This window comes from Gemmatimonas phototrophica (assembly GCF_000695095.2).
GTDB classification, from domain to species: domain Bacteria; phylum Gemmatimonadota; class Gemmatimonadetes; order Gemmatimonadales; family Gemmatimonadaceae; genus Gemmatimonas; species Gemmatimonas phototrophica.
Window position 1 is genome coordinate 434,305 of the sequence record NZ_CP011454.1, and the last position, 16,528, is coordinate 450,832.

The following is a 16,528-nucleotide window of genomic DNA, read 5'->3' on the forward strand; positions in this document are numbered from 1 at the left end:
GCGTATGTTTGAGCGTGCCCCTCCTGACACTTCATTGTGACTGATCTCCCCACTGCGCTCGCCGCCGTTCTCGGTACCGCCTATCGCCTCGAGCGTGAGCTCGGCGGGGGTGGTCTTCGGTGTGCGTTCCTCTTTGAGGAAACTGCGCTCCGCCGGCGTGTCCGAGACGCCAAGCAGCGCGGGGACGGCGCTTCACAAAAGGCCACGCTGCATTGAGGAGTTCCTGGTGAACCGTTTGACCCGTGTCGTCTCTCCCACCGTCGCGCTGTTGGCGGTGGTCGTCGCTGCCTGCGCGCGTCCTGGTGCGGCTCGCGTCACGTCGGCGACACCCGCCGTATCGGTGCCAGCGGCGCCCGCGCCTGCCCCGCCCGTCGCCGCGCGCCCAGTGACCGTCGTCCCCAATCCCAATGCGCCCAAGGTGCTGGTGATTGCGACGGGCGGCACCATTGCCGGCGTGCAGAACGCGCCGGGAACATTGGGTTCCTATCGCGCCGGCACACTCACGGCGGAGCAGATCACGGGGTCGGTACCGGAACTCGCCCGTTATGCGCGGGTGGAGACCGAACAGTTCTCCAACGTGGCCAGCCCGCTCATCACGCCGGAGATGTGGGTCAAGCTCGCCAAGCGCATCAATGTGGTACTGCAGCGTGGCGATCTCGCTGGTGTAGTGGTCACGCACGGCACCGACCGCCTGGAGGAGACGGCGTTCTTTCTCTACCTCACCGTGCGCTCCAGCAAGCCGGTCGTGGTGGTGGGGTCGCAGCGCCCGGCCACGGGCATCAGCCCCGATGGTCCCATCAACTTGCTGAGTGCCGTGCGGACCGCCGCGTCGCCCAAGGCGACACAGAAGGGCGTGATGGTGGTGATGGACGACCGCATTCTGTCGGCGCGCGAATCACGCAAGCTGTATCAGCGCACCGGTGGCTTCAGTACCGGCGACATGGGGATGCTGGGAGTCGTTGCCTCGCAGGGGCCGGAGTTCTTCTTTGCGCCCGTGCGTCGCTTTGGAGAACGCAGTGAGTTCGACCTCGATGGCGTGGATACCCTGCCCAAGGTGGAGCTGACAATGTCGTACCCTGGTGGCACGGGGCAGACGTTCACCACCAACCCGAAGGGCGTGGTGGTGGCCACGACAGGAATGACCGCCGCCGAGAACGCGACGTACCGCGCGTTGCGGCAGACGGGAGTGGTCGTGGTGACCTCGTTTACGTCAGGGGAGAACGTGAATGGCGGCGGGGGTGGAGGCGATGGTCCGCCACCAGCGGCGCGCGTGGATACCACGGCGCCGCGTGATTCCGTTGCGCGCCCCGCAGCGCCTGCCGCGCCACCAGTACCGCCGGGTGTCGTTGCGCTGCACCTCACGGCCACCAAGGCGCGCATCCTGCTCATGGTCGCGCTTACCAAGACGAAAGATCCGCGCGAGATCCAGCGGATCTTCAACGAGTACTGACACGTCTTGATGACGGATCTTCGCGCGCAGCTCCAAACCACCCTGGGCGACGGCTACACCCTCGAGCGGGAGCTCGGTGGTGGCGGCATGTCGCGCGTGTTCGTGGCGCATGAGAACGCGCTGGGGCGCACGGTCGTGGTAAAGGTGATTGCGCCCGAGCTGGCCGAAGGGGTGAGCGCCGAACGGTTCGCACGGGAGGTGAAGCTGGCGGCGCGGTTGCAGCAGGCGAACATCGTACCGGTGCTCAGCACCGGCAGCTCGGGATCGCTGCCGTATTACACCATGCCGTTCGTGACTGGCGAATCGCTGCGGGCGCGACTGGCCAACGGCGTGCCGCTCACGGTATCGCAATCGCTCAGCATTCTGCGCGACGTCGCACGTGCCCTGTCGTACGCGCATGGACAGGGTGTGGTGCATCGGGACATCAAGCCGGAGAACATCCTGCTCTCGGGTGGCACGGCGGTGGTCACGGACTTTGGGATTGCCAAGGCGCTCAGTGCGTCGCGCACCATTGGCGACGGCGGTGCCGCTGCGCCAACGAGTGCGTCGCTCACGCAGGCCGGTGGTTCAATAGGCACGCCCGCCTACATGGCCCCTGAGCAGGCGGTGGGTGCTGATGTGGATCAGCGGGCCGACATTTACGCGTGGGGGGTGCTGGCCTACGAACTGCTCACGGGCGCTCATCCCTTTTCGGGCAAGGCGAACTCGGCGCAGATGATTGCGGCGCATCTCTCGGAAGCCCCGGTGCCGCTCACCCAGCGCAATGCCGTGTTACCGACCGCACTGAGTGACCTGGTGTTGCGGTGTCTCGAGAAGGATGCCGCGCATCGTCCGGCCAATGCGGAAGAAGTCTTGCAGAGCCTTGATGGCGTGGTAACACCAACGGGAACGACGGGCTCCCGTACGGGCGGCACGGTCACTCCGGCACGTGGTCCGCGCACGACTATGCTGATCGCGGGCGCTGTGCTCGTGGCGGCGGTCGCGGTGGCAGCGGTGGTGATGAAGCGTGGGGGCAATGTCGCGTCGTCCTCGGGCGCCGTCGCCAGCGCGGCGTCGGCTGCACCGAACCGCTCCATCGCGGTGCTGCCACTCGCCAATCTGAGCGGCGACAAGGCCGATGACTTTTTCGGGATTGGTCTTGCCGAAGAGATGACACGCGCTCTTTCAAAGACGGGCGTGCGCGTAATCGGTCGATCGAGCGCCGGCGCCCTGCAAGCGCGTGGCCTGGACGAAAGCGCCATCGCGCGCGAACTGGGCGTGGGCTCGTTACTTACCGGCAGTGTGCAGCGCGCCGCGGGGCAGGTGCGGGTGAACGTCTCGCTCGTGTCCGCCGGCGACGGTTCGGTCACGTGGACGGAGAAGTACGATCGGCCGCTCACCAATGTGTTTGCCTTGCAGGACGAGATCGCGCGGGCGGTGGCGACCAAGCTGCTCGGGGCGCTCGGCGGGGGACGCGCGGCGCAGGCCAGCCGGGTGGAGACCACCGATCCTGAGGCGTATGCGTGGTACTTGCAGGGACAGGTCTTGTTCGGCCGTCGCACGGCGGAGGCGGTGCGACAGTCCATCTCACTCTTCGAGCGTGCGGTGGCGCGCGACCCGAAGTTTGCGCGCGCGCAGGGCGCGCTGGCGTTAGCACTTACGTCGGTGCCGTTCTACGAGCAAGGCACGGCGCGTACGATATCGCCGCTCGCGCTCGCCGCAGCGCGCAAGGCCATCGCCATTGACTCCTCGGTAGCCGAGGCCTGGGTCGCCGTCGCCCAAGCGCAGGTGAATCTGTGGGAGAATCAGTCGGCTGAAGTGAACTTCCGGCGCGCTCAGGCCCTCGATTCCACGGTCGCGATCGCTTGGGGCTGGCACGGGCTGAGCCTCATGCATCTCGGCCGATTCGGCGAGGCACATGACCGCATGGCGCGGGCGCAGACGGCTGAACCCGCGTCACTGATTGCGCGCACATGGGGGGCGCAGCTGCTGCTGACGGAGCGCCGCTATCGCGAGGCGGATTCCGCCACGCGAGCCATCCTGTCGATGGATTCGACCTACGCCTTGGCGTGGGACGCACGCGGTGAAGTTCTGAGTTTTCTGGGACGGCACGACGAAGCGATCGCGGCTCTTCAGCGCAACCTCGAACGGCGTGCATCTAGCCTGCCGACCCAAACCGAGGGGATGCTTGCGTACGTTCTGGCACGAGCGGGGCGCGCATCCGAGGCGCGCCAGGTCATCGACCGATTGCGCGCGAAGAACGGGGGCGATCTACCCGCGATGGGGGTCGTCGCGGCGACGTTGGAACGGCTGGGCGATCATCAAGCTGCAGTTGTGACGCTGGATCGCGCGGCGAAGCAACCGGACAACTGGTTGAATATGGGTAACCGCGCCGAACGCTATGATGCGCTGCGAAAGGATCCGCGCGCGGATGCGATCATGAAGAGTATCGAGCAGTGAGCGATCTGCGCGCGCAACTGCAATCCACCCTTGGTGACGGCTATACCCTCGAGCGCGAGCTCGGCGGTGGCGGGATGTCGCGGGTGTTTGTAGCGCAGGAGCATGCGCTAGGGCGTGACGTGGTGGTCAAGGTGCTCTCCCCCGAGCGGGCCGCGTCGCTGAGCGCTGAACGTTTTGCGCGCGAGATCAAGCTCGCCGCGGCGCTGCAGGACCCGCACATCGTGCCGGTGCTGGCCGCGGGCGCCACGAACGAGGGGCTGCCGTACTACACGATGCCTTTCGTGCGCGGCGACTCGCTGCGCGCGCGGCTGGTGGCCGGCGCAGTGCCGGTGGCCGAGGCACTCGGCATTCTGCGCAACATCGCCCAGGCGCTGGCGTATGCGCACGAGCGCGGCATCGTGCACCGCGACATCAAGCCGGAGAATGTGCTGCTCTCGCGGGGCACGGCGGTGGTGACCGACTTCGGGATCGCGAAGGCGCTCTCGGCCTCCAGCACCAAGGCCGAGGGTAACACCCTCACCTCGGTGGGCACCTCCATTGGCACGCCGGCCTACATGGCGCCGGAGCAGGCGCTGGGCGATGTGAACACCGACGCCCGCGCCGATCTCTACGCGTGGGGCGTGGTGGCATACGAGGTGCTCGCGGGCGCGCATCCGTTTGCCGCGCGCAGCACGCCGCAGGCGATGGTGGCGGCGCATATCAGCGAAGCGCCGCCTTCTTTTGACGCGGCCCGGTTGGGTATACCGCGCGACGTCGCCGCGCTCGTCATGCAGTGTCTGGAGAAGGACCCCACGCAGCGCCCGCCGAGTGCGGATGCGCTGCTTGCTCGATTAGCCAGTGAGACGTCGGGAAGTGTCGAGCACGCGACGGTGCCGAGTCGGCGACGCGCGCCGTCGTTGCTGGTCAGCGCGGCGGTAGCCGTGCTTGCCATTGCCGGCTGGGCACTGCTTCGCCCGGGCGCCACCGAGCCGAGCGCGTCACGCACCGGCACCCCCGCCACCGACTCCACCGCGCCGGTGCGTTCGCTCGTCGTACTCCCCTTCGAAAGTGTGGGCGGCGACACGGCCAACGCGTACTTCGCCGAAGGGATGGCGGACGAACTGTCCAACGCCCTCACGAAAGTGCCAGGGCTCCAACTCACGGCCCGCAGTTCTGCAGCGGCATTCCGTGGCAAGAACGCCTCGGTGCAAGCGATCGGCAAGGCGTTGAACGTGGGCGCCGTGCTCGAAGGCACGGTGCGTCGTGCCGGGAGGAAGCTGCGCGTGTCCACGCAACTCACCAACGCCAGCACGGCTACGGTGATGTGGAGTGAGAGCTACGAGCGCGATGCGACGGACGTCTTTGCCGTGCAGGATGACATTGCCAACGCGATTGTCAGCGCGCTGCGCGTCACGCTGACCGGTGGTAACACCAACATTGCCCCTGCCGCGCGCGGTACCAGTAATCTCGAGGCGTACGATCTCTACCAGCGCGGCGTGTACTTCTACGAGCGCCGCGGGCCAGGGCTGTTCAGAGCACGCGAGTACTTCGAGCAGGCTATTCGGCAAGATCCGAACTTCGCCCGCGCGTATGCCGGGCTGGCATTGACGTGGCTCGGCCTCCCCATTTACACCGATGTGTTGATGCGCGATGCCCTGCCGCGAGCGCTGGACGCGAGTCAGCGGGCGGTGGCGCTCGACTCGATGTCGGCCGAGAGTTGGGTCGCCTTGGGGTTGGCCCATACGCATCAGCACCAGTGGCAATCGGCCGACCTCGAGACCGCACGCGCCGTACGACTCGATCCACGTAACGCGAACGCATGGCTCTATCGTCAAGGCCTCCTGAGCGCGATTGGTAGCGCAGAAGCGGCGGCCGAAGCAGCGCGCCGGGCCGCTGCGTTGAATCCGATGAGCGTCGGCACCCTAGGCAGCGCGTCGATGGCGCTATCGCTGGCCGGTCAGCACGCGGAGGCGATGGCGTTGAGCGACCGCGCATGGGAGATCGACTCTACGCTCGGCACACCGATCACCACGTCCCTCTTTGCCCTCTTGGACGGCGGGCGGCGGGCCGAGGCGAAGCGACGCGCGGAGATCGTGTTGCGGACAGCGACACGTCCGCAGGTGCTCGCACGCGCTACGTATGTGCTCGGTACGGCTGGTGAACGAGCGCGCGCGTTGACCATGGCACGGCAGTTGACCGAGCGGTTCGCGGGTAGCGTCGAGGGAGCGAATAGCCTTGGCACGGCGTGGTTGGCCGTGGGCGACACCGCCCGCGCGCTGACTTTGATGGAGCGTGCCGTCACGATTCCGGACTATTTCGTGCTTTCACACCTAGGCTTGCGGATGTACGATCCTGTCCGCCGCAGCCCCCGCTTCTCGGCCATCGTTCGCGAGCTCGGTCTCGACGTAGCGCTGTTCACGTCGCCCAACGGCGGGCGGCCGCGATGAGCGGGCGTTTGGCGGCGTCTTTCCGGCGGCCGGCACTTGTGTGCGGTAAGAAGACCGCGTAATTGTACCACATGTATTCTCGTCGACTGAAATCCCTCCTCGCGTCGTCCCGAAAGAGCGTGCTGCTGCTCGGGCCTCGACAGGTCGGGAAGTCCACGCTCATGCGCGCGCTGCACCCCACGCTCGAAATCAATCTCGCGCACGAGGCCACCTATCTCGAGTTCGCGCGCAATCCGCTCGAACTCGAATCGCGCCTCGACGCGCTGCCCGCGCCCAAGGAATCCGACGCCCTGCGCACGATCTTCATCGATGAAATCCAGCGCAGCCCGAGTCTGCTCAACACCGTTCAGTCGCTGCTCGACCGACCGCAGCATGGCCTGCGCTTTCTCCTCACGGGTTCGAGTGCACGGAAGCTCCGTCGCGGCGAAGCCAATCTGCTGCCGGGGCGGTTGCACGCATATCGCATGGGACCATTGACCAGCGCCGAGATGGGCTACGACGTCCCGACGACGACGGCGCTGATGCATGGTACCCTGCCGGGAGTCCTCGCGGAGGAGTCGGTGCGCGACCGCGAGAAAACGCTGCGCAGCTACGCGGCCATCTATCTCCGCGAAGAAGTCCAGGCCGAAAACCTGACACGAAGCCTCGAAGGGTTCGCTCGATTCCTCACGGTGATTGGGGAGTGGGCGGGGGCGCACCTCGATCTCGCCAAGATCGCCACGGCCGCGCAGGTGAGCCGTATGTCGGCGGGGCGCTGGCTCGACGTGTTGGAGGATACGCTGCTCATCCACCGCGTTGACGCGTTCGCCAAGAGCGCCACCCGCCGATTGGTGCAGCATCCCAAGGCGTACTTCTTCGACGTCGGCGTGCTCAACGGACTGCTCGGAAACTTCGTGGCCTCGCCCGATCGCATCGGTCGTTTGTTCGAGCATCTGGTCTACACGCAGCTGGTGCACAGCGCCGCCGCGTTCGACGAGGACGTGCGGGTCTCCGCCTTCCGCACTGAGCATGGCGCGGAAGTGGATTTCATCGTCGAGCGCGGAAGCGACCTCTTCGCCATCGAGGTCAAAGCCTCGCGCACCGTGGCGCCGTCAGACCTGGGCGGCTTGGCGCGCTTTGTCGACTACTATGGCAAGCCGCATCGGCGCATGGTGTGGTACCTTGGCAAGGAGCCCAAGCGCCTGGGAGACGTGGACGTCTTGCCGTGGCAGCAGGGCCTCAAGGCCATCGGATGGTAAGGACCTCGTGACGACCGACCTGCGCGCACAACTCCAATCGACATTGGGCGACGGCTACACCCTCGAGCGCGAGCTCGGCGGGGGCGGCATGTCGCGCGTGTTCGTGGCGCGCGAGAATGCGTTGGGGCGCGAGGTGGTGGTGAAGGTGCTGGCGCCGGAGCTCTCGGCGAGTGTGAGCGCCGAGCGCTTCACGCGCGAGATCGCGACGGCAGCACGGTTGCAGCAGGCGAACATTGTGCCGGTGCTGGCGGCGGGCACGTCGGATGGCGTGCCGTATTACACCATGCCGTACGTAAAGGGCGAGTCGCTGCGCGCGCAGATGGCGCGTGGCATGCCGTTGTCGATGCACGATCGGCTGAATGTGTTGCGCGATGTGGCACGCGCGTTGGCGTACGCGCACGGTGAAGGGGTAATTCACCGTGACATCAAGCCGGACAACATCCTGCTGTCGGCAGGCACCGCGGTGGTCACCGACTTCGGGATCGCGAAGGCCATTAGCGCGGCGCGTACCTACGATGGCCCGCCGGCGGGTACCAACGATGGCACGCTCACGCAGGCCGGGAGCAGCATAGGGACGCCGGCGTACATGGCGCCTGAACAGGCCGTCGGCGATGCCGTGGATCATCGCGCCGACCTCTACGCGTGGGGCGTGGTGGCGTACGAACTGCTCAGTGGCGCGCATCCGTTTGCCGGCAAGACGGGCACGTCCCAGTTGATCGCGGCGCATCTCACGGAAACGCCCGTTGCGCTCGCGATGCGATCGCCGGATGTGCCGCGCGAGGTGGTGGCGCTGGTCATGCAGTGCCTCGCCAAAGCCCCGGGAGATCGCCCGGCTTCGGCCCATGTACTGTTGGAACAGCTCGCGACCGTTTCAACGCACAGCGCCGAGCGGGCAGCCGCACCGTCCGGCGCCGCAACCGGTTCGCGTTCTTTCACCATGGTGGCGGCAGCACTGGTGCTGGTGGCAGGTGCCGCGGCACTTTGGTTCATGAACGGTCGCGGTGGCGACGGCGACACGCGCACTCCCGCTGCGGCAGGCGCGCCGGCGGAATCGCTCTCATCGCTGGCGGTGCTGCCCTTCGTGAACACGAGCGGCGATGCCAAGGATGAGTACTTCAGCGACGGCCTCACCGACGAACTTGCGCATGCGTTGTCCAAGCTGCCCGGGCTGCGTCTGGCAGGCCGCAGCTCCAGTTTTTCGTTCAAAGGCAAGACAATTCTCGCCCCCGACGTAGGCAAGGCGTTGGGCGTTGGTGCGATTGTGGAAGGCACGGTGCGCCGCGCTGGAGATCGCATACGCCTGACCGCGCAGCTCACGAGTACGCGCGACGGTCAGGTGCTCTGGAGTGATGCATTCGAACGTACCGGCGCCGACGTGTTTGCGGTGCAGGACGCGTTCACGAGTGCGATTGTTGCGGCGCTCACGCCACGACTTGGCCAGTCGCCGGGCCGCGGCATACGGTCCACTGCGACGGCGAGCGTCGCCGCACGCGGAACCACCGATGCGGTCGCATACGATCTCTATCTCAAGGGCCGCTACTACTGGGCGCAGCGTGGCGCCGGTCCACTCGACAGCGCGGTGAAGTATCTCGAAGCAGCGGTACAGCGTGACAGCATGTTCGCGCGCGGCTGGGCTGCACTGGCCTTGGCGTACGTGATCCGTCCCAACTTCAACTCCGACGTGGATTTCGCGCCATCTGATGCGAAGACGGAGATTGCCGCGCGTCGGGCACTGGCGCTCGATTCCACGAGTGCGGATGCACACGCGGCCATCGGCTTTGCGGCGATCCGCCAGTTCAACTTCGCGCAGGTCGCGACATCCATGGCCACCGCGCGACGACTTGAGCCGGCGAGCGCCATTGCCGCGCATTGGTCGGCCATCGCCTTTCACGTGCTGGGCGATACGGCGCAAGCCGACGAGCAGATGGAGCGGGCCCTCACGCTCGACCCGCTTTCGCCCACCACGTTCAACACGCGTTCCCGCATGCTCTCGGAGCGACGCCAGTTCGCGCGAGCGCTTGAGAACGACGCCAGGGCGGCGCAGCTGAGCACCACCTTTCTGACCAATTCGGCCCCGCCGTTGATATGGGCGGGACTGGCGGACAGTGCGTTTCGCGTGACGAAACGCGCCCTCGTGTCGGATCGGACCCGTGGTCGATTGGGGTACGCCATCCTGGCCGCCGCGGCTGCTGGCGAATGGAATGCCGCGCGCGCGTTGCAGCGGCAGATCGCTGCGCGTGGTGCCGACGTGCGATCGTTCGATCGCGCGGTCGCCGCGCTGGTGTTTGGTGATCGTGCTACGGCAGCCGCACTGTTTGTCGACCATCTCGAACAGGATGGCGCGCTCGCGAACCTGGCCTTCTCCGTCTGCTATCCTCCATACGACGGCATCCGCGCCGAGCCCGCGTGGAAGGCGTTCCTGGCGCGGCATCAGTTGAAGGAATGTCCGTACACATCGCCGTGGCCGATTCGGCCGGCGCCGACGGTGCCACGCTGAGGCGCATGGGAGGGTCGTCTATTCCGTCGTCCCTCCGCGTGGCGCTCATTGGGTTCGGTCCCGGCGGGGCATACTTCCATGCGCCGCTGATTGCGACGACGCCGGGACTGACGCTCAGCGTCGTGGTCACTAGCGATGAAGGTCGTCGCGCGCAGGCGCTGCGCGATTATTCCGGCGTTGCCGTAGTCGCCTCCGCGGCGGAGCTGTGGGACCGGTCGAGCGAGATTGACCTCGTGGTGATCGCCACACCGAACCGCAGTCATGCGCCGCTCGCACTGGCGGCGTTCGACCACGGAATCCACGTGGTCGTCGATAAGCCGTTCGCCGTGACCGCCGCCGAGGGGCGCACTGCGGCCGATGCCGCGCGCACCGCGGGACGACTGCTCATTCCCTACCAGAATCGCCGTTGGGACGGCGACTTTCTCACGGTGCGTGCCTTGCTCGCACAGGGAGCATTCGGCACCGTCCATCACTTTGAGAGCCGATTCGACCGCTGGCGTCCGCAGCCAACCGGCTCATGGCGTGAGTCCAGCGAACCAGGCGTGGCCGGTGGTCTGCTGTACGATCTCGGGAGCCATCTCATTGACCAGGCGTTGCTGCTCTTCGGCCCGGTGGCCGGGGTGTACGCCGAGCTGGACATGCGGCGGCCGGGCGTCACGGCAGAGGATGACGTGTTCGTGTCGCTCACGCACGTGAGCGGCGTGCGGTCGCACCTGCATGCCAGCGCGCTCGCGGCGCAGGCCACGCCGCGCTTCCGTGTAAGCGGGTCCGCGGCGTCGTTGGTGAAGTGGGGCCTCGATGTGCAGGAGGCGGCGCTCAAGGCGGGGATGAAGCCGGGCGGCGACGCGTGGGGTCAGGAGCCGCCCGAACGGTGGGGCATGCTCGGCACCGAAACGGCGAGCGCGCCGGTGCCAACACACCCCGGCAACTATCCGGCGTTCTATGCAGGTGTCGTCGCCGCCGTTCGCGGGGACGCGCCGCCCCCCGTGCAAATACACGAGGCCATCGCCATGCTCGATGTGATCGAAGCGGCGCAGCGCTCGGCGCGTGAGCGGCGCGTGGTGGAGCTGTCAGCGTCGAGCGCGTAGCGACCGTCAGCTCCGGCTGGCGACCGCCATCTCCAACGCCTCGGCCACTCCGTCCGACTCCACGTCGGCCACGATATGCTTTGCCAGCGCCTTGGCCACCGGCTCGGCGTTGCCCATAGCCACGGGCCACCCGACGATGCCAAGCGCCGGTGTGTCGTTGAGGCCATCACCGACGTACATCACTTCGTCGAGCGCCACGCCGTACTCGGCGGCGATCACCCGTAGCGCATATCCCTTGTCCACGCCGCGCCGCGTGAGATTCACGAACACCTGGTCCGGGAGTGCCGGACCCATGGCCGGAGAGATTTCCAACCCGTCGTGCGGCTCGGCCACGAGCGCGTCCAGCTCGTGGTGCGCCACGATCCACTGCGCGCGAACGATGGGCGGCGACAGCGATTCGTACGGCTGCGGCGCATAGGGCAAGCCAAGTACTTCGGCATGCACGCGTGCCACCCGCGTCTCGCTTTCCGTGACGTACTGCGAGTCCGTATAGAGTTCGAGCAGGCGATTCTTTTCGCGCGCGCGCGCGATGAGCATTTTGATGATGTCGTCGTCCAGCACCGCCGACTGCGAATGCCCGTCGTGCAGGCGCACGATGCTGGCGCCGTTCTGGAAGCAGTGCCATCCGGTGGCGTTCACCCGCTGCGCCAGCTCGCGCGTGACGCCAAAGCCCGGACGCCCCGAGCACATGGTGAGCTGAATGCCGGCGCTGCGCGCCATCTCCACCGCGTGCCAGACGGCATCGCGCACGGTGCCGGATTCCCCGAGCATGGTGCCATCTACGTCGAGGCACACCATGCGCACAGGGCGGCGTGAGCCGGCGCCGATGTCCCCGGCGTGCTGCTGTTGTGCGCTGCTCACCGCGCTGACGAAACAGAGGGTGCCATGGCCGCCGCGATTCCGGCGGCGTCTTCGCCAACGATGAGATGTACAACACCGCCGTCCATGCGCATCACACCGCGCACACCAGCCGCGGTGAGCGCGGACTCATTGAGTCGTGATGTGTCGTGCAATACCACGCGCACCCGAGTAAGTGCCACGGCGTCGGACTCGGCGATGTTGTCGGTGCCGCCGAGGGCGGCGGTGATGGCGGATGCGCGGGCGCGGTGGCCGTCGGTGATGACGACGGTTGGTGTGTCAGAAATGGCAGCCGGTGCGACAACGGATACGGGCGCAGACGCCGCCGGCATGGCACTCATGTACTCCTCCATGTCGGTCTTGAGGTTCTCCGATCGGGTCCCGAAGATCGCCTGCATGCCATTGCCCACCTGCATCACGCCGGATGCGCCCAACGCCTTCAGGGTCGAGGCACTGGCGCGAGAGACATCGTGCAAGTCCACCCGCAACCTGGTGATGCAGGCGTCGAGGTTACGGATGTTCTCCGGGCCGCCAAAGGCCGCCACCAGTTGGGCCGCCATACTATCGTCCACGCCCGCGCGAGTGCCCGAGGCTCGCTCCGCGTCTGCCGTGTCGTCAGACACCGAGGCACCGTCTTCCACCTCACGCCCCGGGGTCTTGAGGTCGCGCTTGAGGATCATGGTGCGGAACAGCGCGAAGTACATCGCCGCCCACAGGGGGCCCAGCCAGAGAAACCAGATCCCGCGCGTGGAGTTGGGGAAGAGGACGATGTAGTCGATCAACCCGTGCGAGAAGGTGGTGCCGTGCCGGATGCCCAGCTCCACCGCGACGAAGTACGCCACGGCGGCCAGCAGCGCATGCATGGCATAGAGCAATGGCGCCGCGAACATGAACGCGAACTCGATGGGCTCCGTGATTCCGGTGAGGAACGATGTGAGCGCCGCCGAGATCATGATGCCGCCCACCTTGGCGCGATTCTCGGGACGCGCAGTGCGCCACATGGCGAGGGCCGCGGCAGGGAGTCCCCACATCTTGAAGAGGTAGCCGCCCGCGAGGTAGCCAGCGGTGGGGTCGCCCGCGGCAAAGCGCGGGATCTCTCCGGTGAGCACCTGCCCTGTGGCCGGATCGGTGAACTGCCCCACCTGGAAGAAGAACGGCACGTTCCAGATGTGGTGCAGGCCGAAGGGAATGAGCGACCGCTCCACGACGCCGTACACGGAGAACGCCAACGCGGGATTGCTGTTGGCGGCCCAGTGCGAGAACACGTCGATCTGGTGGCCGATGGGCGGCCACACCACGCTGAGCACGATGCCGGTCACGACGGCCGCGAGGGCGGTGAGAATGGGCACCGATCGCTTGCCGGCAAAGAAGCCCAGATACGACGGCAGCGTGACGCGATAGTACCGGTTGTACAGCAGCGCCGCGATGGTCCCAATGAGGATGCCGCCAAACACACCCGTCTCAATAGACGGCATACCCATGATCTGCTTGGCCTCATAGCCCACCAATGGGGCCATGACGCCCATGGTCGCAATCATGACTGCGAACCCCACCACGGCGGCCAGCGCCGCCACGCCGTCGTTGCCGGTTAGACCTAGCGCGACCCCGATGGAGAAGATCAGCGGCAGGTTGCCAAAGATGGCCCCCCCTGCCTGCGCCATCACGCTCGACATGGCGGCTGGCAGGATGCTGAACTTGGCACTGCCCAAGCCGAGCAGCAGGCCCGCGGCCGGGAGCACCGACACGGGGAGCATGAGCGACTTGCCGATTTTCTGAAGCCACCCGAAGGCGGCGCGACCCTGACTCATCTGGATGAACTCATGTTGGAGAGCTGCGTCATGTATCGCGTCATGAACCGGATCATGGATGACGCTGCGCGACGATCGCTCGCACTTCGGTACCATCACCCGCCTCGAGGGCCAGACGCGCCGTCTCCCGGCACTCGGCCAGCGAGAGCGAGCGCACACGCGCCTTGACGGCTGGCACCAGCGGGATGTCGGCGCTGAGTTCGTCTACACCGAGCCCGATGAGGATGGGCACCGCGTGCAGATCACCTGCGAGCGCGCCACACACTCCCACCCAACGCCCGTGGGCGCGGGCGCCCGCCACCGTGCGCTCGATGAGTCGCAGCACCGAGGGGTGTAGCGCGTCCACCTGTGGCGCGAGCCGCGGGTTGGTGCGATCCATGGCCATCGTGTACTGCGTGAGGTCGTTGGTGCCAACCGAGAAGAAGTCGGCCTCGCGTGCGAACTGCTCCGCAATGAGCGCGGCGGCGGGGATCTCCACCATGATGCCCACTGGAATGGGCGCTACACCCAGCGCCTCACGCTCACGCTCCACGAGCGCCTTCGCCGCGCGCCACTCCGCCAGCTTGGCAATCATGGGGAACATCATCGCCACTTTGCCGGACGTGGACGCCCGCAGAATGGCCCGCACCTGCGTGCGGAACAACTCGGGACGCGCCAGCGTGAGACGCACCCCTCGTTCACCGAGAAACGGATTCAGTTCGGCGGCGACATCGAGGTACGGCAGCGGCTTGTCGCCACCAACATCGAGTGTGCGGATGACGAGGATGCGGTCGGGACCCAGTGCGCGGGCTACAGTGCGATAGCTCTTGGCCTGTTCGTCTTCGTCGGGGGCGGTGCGCCGGTCCATGAAGAGGAACTCGCTGCGCAACAGCCCCACTCCTTCGCCGCCAACGTCGGCGACGCGCGCGCCTTCGCTCACGGCACCGATGTTGGCCACCACTTCCACGCGATGCCCGTCGGTGGTGGTCGCGGGTTCCATGGCCACGGCGAGGTCGCGCTCGCGGCGTTCGCTGTCAACAGCCTGCCGCGCAACGATGCGGCTTTCTTCGTCGGCGCTGGGTGTGGTGTTCACGGTGCCGCGGTCGCCGTCTACCACCACGCGTGTACCCGCCGGCACGGCAAGAATGCGGGGATCTACGCCGGCCACCGCCGGTAGCCCCAGTCCGCGGGCGAGGATGGCCACGTGCGACGTGGCGCTCCCCATGGTGGTGCACAGCGCGCGCACCTTGGTGCGGTCGAGCGCGGCCGTGTCCGACGGGGTGAGGTCTTCGGCCACGACAATGGAGTCGGCGGGAACGTCCACCGGCGCCGAGCCGCCAACCAGGAGCTGCAGCACCCGGCGCCCCACATCGCGAAGGTCGGTGGCGCGTCCGCGCATGACGGCATTGGAGAGCGCGGAGAGCCGGTCGGCTTGTGAGGTGTAGGCCTGTCGCCAGGCCCAGGCGGCGGAGTCGCCGGCGCGCACCAGTGCGGCGGCGCGGTCGAGCACCTCCGGGTCTTCCAGCAGCTCCTGATGCGCCGCGAAGATGGCCGCGTGGTCGGCATCAGCCTCTTCGGTGAGGCGTTGCCGTAACCCTTCCAGTTGCACATGCGCGGCGCTCAGCGCCGACTCCAGCGCGCGTTGCTCCTGTGCAGGGTCAGCGCCCCGCTGCTCGACCACCGTGTCGTCGTGGCGCAGGTGGAAGACGTGCCCGATGGCCAGCCCCGGCGACGCGGCGACGCCGCGCAGGACGCCTTCGGCGACGGGCTCGGTGGTGGAGGGGACGATAGCCACGGGAGCTACGGGCGCGGCTTCTGCGTGTGCCTCGCCAGCACCCGCATCAAGATCGGACGCGAGCAATGCGACCAGCGCCTGAATGGCTTCGGCGGCGTCGCTGCCGCGCCCAACCACCGTGAGGGTGTCTCCGCCGCCCACTTCGAGGGCCATGATGGAGACGACACTGCGCGCGTTGGCCTCTTGCTCGCCTTTGTGCAGCCGGAGGTCCGCGGCAAAACGCCGGGCCGCCGCGGCGACCACTGCGGCGGGACGCGCGTGCAGCCCCGTGCGCGCGCCAACGACGACCGGGGCGGAGGTAATGGCCGAGTCTGCGGAGGCGGGCGCTGCGATGGTGCCCGGGTCGGTCGTGAGCTCCACCTCGAACAGCACGTCGTGCCCTGCCACCACCATCCCCGAGCGAGGCCGCAAGGCGGCCACGCGGTCCATGTTGGAGACGATCACCTCAGTGAGCAGCGATCGGGCGCGTCGAGCGACGTCGTCAATGTCGAAACGGAGGAGCACGTCGCCGGCGCGCACCTGCTGGCCGGCTTTCACGGCGGGGTGGAACCCGGCCCCCTGCAGCAGCACGGTATCCAGTCCCACGTGGATGACGATCTCGAGGCCCGACGCTTCAAGAGTCACCGCGTGGGAGGCGCGATGGACCTGCCGCACCACGGCATCGCAGGGGGCCACGACTTCGCTCCCGAGCGGGTCGATGGAGAGCCCGTCGCCGGCGAGTCGTTGGGCAAAGACCGGGTCGGGTACGTCCTCGAGGGGGACGATGACGCCCGAGACTGGGGCGAGCAGGGCGAGCGTCGCGCGACCAGTGATCGGCGCGAGGGTGGACTCCGGCATCAGATGGACGTGGCTGTGAGGGGTGAGGGCGGCGAGGAATCGTCGCTCCAAGTGCAGCCGCATGGAAGGGGGTTGTCGCTGGGGGGGCGCTTGACGAGATGTGCAAAAGGTAT

9 protein-coding genes are annotated in these 16,528 nt (G+C 67.2%); 6 read left to right on the forward strand and 3 right to left on the reverse strand.

The window, feature by feature from the left end; genetic code table 11:
• Window positions 1-226 precede the first annotated feature (226 nt).
• The 6 genes from GEMMAAP_RS01935 to GEMMAAP_RS01960 all read left to right on the forward strand — a co-directional run bounded on the left by GEMMAAP_RS01935 (window position 227) and on the right by GEMMAAP_RS01960 (window position 11,138).
• Complete coding sequence (locus tag GEMMAAP_RS01935) at window positions 227-1,450, forward strand: asparaginase (protein WP_075071386.1); 1,224 nt, start codon at window positions 227-229, stop codon at window positions 1,448-1,450.
• Window positions 1,451-1,459: 9 nt separating this feature from the next.
• A complete protein-coding gene (locus GEMMAAP_RS01940; RefSeq protein WP_026849210.1) occupies window positions 1,460-3,889 on the forward strand; it encodes a serine/threonine-protein kinase in 2,430 nt (809 codons plus the stop codon).
• Window positions 3,886-6,315 (forward strand): protein kinase domain-containing protein, encoded by a 2,430-nt coding sequence (locus GEMMAAP_RS01945; RefSeq protein WP_026849211.1) that lies wholly within the window; start codon window positions 3,886-3,888, stop codon window positions 6,313-6,315. The genes GEMMAAP_RS01940 and GEMMAAP_RS01945 overlap by 4 nt, the downstream gene beginning before the upstream one ends.
• Before the next feature lie 71 nt (window positions 6,316-6,386).
• Window positions 6,387-7,553 (forward strand): ATP-binding protein, encoded by a 1,167-nt coding sequence (locus GEMMAAP_RS01950; protein WP_053333943.1) that lies wholly within the window; start codon window positions 6,387-6,389, stop codon window positions 7,551-7,553.
• A gap of 7 nt (window positions 7,554-7,560) precedes the next feature.
• Window positions 7,561-10,050 (forward strand): protein kinase domain-containing protein, encoded by a 2,490-nt coding sequence (locus GEMMAAP_RS01955; RefSeq protein WP_158514690.1) that lies wholly within the window; start codon window positions 7,561-7,563, stop codon window positions 10,048-10,050.
• A 5-nt stretch (window positions 10,051-10,055) separates the two neighbouring features.
• Window positions 10,056-11,138, forward strand: coding sequence for a Gfo/Idh/MocA family oxidoreductase (locus GEMMAAP_RS01960; protein ID WP_026849213.1), 1,083 nt, complete (start codon window positions 10,056-10,058; stop codon window positions 11,136-11,138).
• Window positions 11,139-11,144: 6 nt separating this feature from the next.
• On the opposite strand, the gene GEMMAAP_RS01965 is transcribed toward GEMMAAP_RS01960, so the two are convergent.
• From GEMMAAP_RS01965 to ptsP, 3 genes are read right to left on the reverse strand one after another with little or no spacing between them, the layout of a single operon-like run.
• A complete protein-coding gene (locus GEMMAAP_RS01965) occupies window positions 11,145-11,999 on the reverse strand; it encodes a Cof-type HAD-IIB family hydrolase (protein ID WP_053333945.1) in 855 nt (284 codons plus the stop codon).
• Window positions 11,996-13,804 carry a PTS glucose transporter subunit IIBC gene (gene ptsG / locus GEMMAAP_RS01970; protein ID WP_026849215.1) on the reverse strand — a complete coding sequence of 603 codons (1,809 nt, stop codon included), beginning with the start codon at window positions 13,802-13,804 and terminating at the stop codon, window positions 11,996-11,998. Before ptsG ends, GEMMAAP_RS01965 begins: the two co-directional genes overlap by 4 nt.
• Before the next feature lie 52 nt (window positions 13,805-13,856).
• Complete coding sequence (gene ptsP, locus GEMMAAP_RS01975) at window positions 13,857-16,415, reverse strand: phosphoenolpyruvate--protein phosphotransferase (protein ID WP_075071598.1); 2,559 nt, start codon at window positions 16,413-16,415, stop codon at window positions 13,857-13,859.
• Window positions 16,416-16,528 lie beyond the last annotated feature (113 nt).